Raw genomic sequence first — 676 nt, 5'->3', positions numbered from 1 at the left:
ATATTGGACGAGGCGGTTGGACTTGGTATACCGGATCAGCGGGTTGGTTATACCGACTAATAATAGAATCTTTATTAGGTGTAACACGAACAGGAAATAAGCTAACCATTTCACCGTGTATTCCAGAGAATTGGAGCACCTACTCAATCGACTATCGCTTTGAGAGCACCTATTACCATATTACAATTGAGCAAATTATAGGGGATAAAAAACATAATAAAAGTGAGCTAATACTTGACGGTATAGCGCTTGAATCAACTTATATTCCACTTGAAAACGATAAGCAAAAGCATGAAGTTCACCTAAGCGTTTACTCAATGACTTCTAATAAATTGAAACCAAGTAAAATATAAACAAACGAATTAAGGATACAAAATGAGTAGTAATACAGATAATAACACTCGCCCAGATTACGACAGTGTTATCCAGGATATCGCTGATTATGTATTAACGTTTGAAGTATCAAGCGCAGAAGCACTAAACACTGCACGTAATTGTTTAATGGATACCTTAGGCTGTGGGCTGCTCGCTTTAAAGTTTTCACAATGTACCAAACTTCTTGGTCCAATTGTCAAAGGGACCGTTGTTCCTAATGGCGCACGAGTACCTGGGACCTCGCTCATACTCGACCCTGTTAAAGCAGCGTGGGACATTGGTTGTACCATCCGCTGGCTCG

The 676-nt window shown here is 39.9% G+C and carries 1 protein-coding gene and 1 pseudogene; both read left to right on the top strand.

The annotated features are described in order from the left end of the window. Positions 1-353: pseudogene (locus L654_RS0101630) on the top strand (hypothetical protein); the annotation flags it as partial. Positions 354-375: 22 nt separating this feature from the next. Continuing rightward, positions 376-676, top strand: a 301-nt coding sequence (locus L654_RS0101625; protein WP_029753454.1) for an MmgE/PrpD family protein, incomplete at its 3' end; no start/stop codon positions are given.

Source organism: Pseudoalteromonas sp. TAB23, from assembly GCF_000498075.1.
GTDB classification, from domain to species: domain Bacteria; phylum Pseudomonadota; class Gammaproteobacteria; order Enterobacterales; family Alteromonadaceae; genus Pseudoalteromonas; species Pseudoalteromonas arctica.
Note: the sequence above shows the minus strand (reverse complement) of the source record. Positions and strands in the feature narration are given on the sequence as shown.